This window comes from Halomonas sp. AOP13-D3-9, from assembly GCF_052379125.1.
In the GTDB taxonomy this organism is placed as follows: domain Bacteria; phylum Pseudomonadota; class Gammaproteobacteria; order Pseudomonadales; family Halomonadaceae; genus Vreelandella.
This window is the reverse complement of record NZ_JBQSYH010000067.1, coordinates 1-386: the sequence shown is the minus strand read 5'-3', so window position 1 is coordinate 386 and position 386 is coordinate 1. Positions and strand designations below refer to the sequence as shown.

Genomic DNA, 386 nt, shown 5'->3' with positions numbered 1-386 from the left:
CGGTGTCTACCTGATTTACGAAGGCGCTATGCGGATGGTCGATCCCCCTGAGATAGAGGGATGGACGATCGTGATTATTGGTGGCGTCGCGCTCGTCGTCGATGCCCTTACCGCCATGCTCACGTGGTCAATGCAAAAAGAGAGTGTCAATATCCGCGCCCTTTTTCTGCATAACTTATCGGATGCGTTTGCCTCCATCGCCGTGATTATCGGTGGTTCGCTTATTTTACTGTACGACATGCGCTGGGTGGACCCCGCGATCACGATAGGGATTGCGCTATATATTCTTTACCTAGCCTTCTCTGAAATTGGCGGCCCTATCCGTACGCTAATGCTGGGATCTCCCCCGGACATTGACGGGCAGGCAGTCGTTGAGACCGTACGAG

Annotated in this window: 1 protein-coding gene; it reads left to right on the top strand. The window is 53.6% G+C overall.

What is annotated here, in order from left to right:
- Positions 1 to 34 precede the first annotated feature (34 nt).
- The coding region (locus ACT3UM_RS24235) for a cation efflux transmembrane domain-containing protein (protein WP_498902569.1) at positions 35 to 386 on the top strand (352 nt) is incomplete at its 3' end.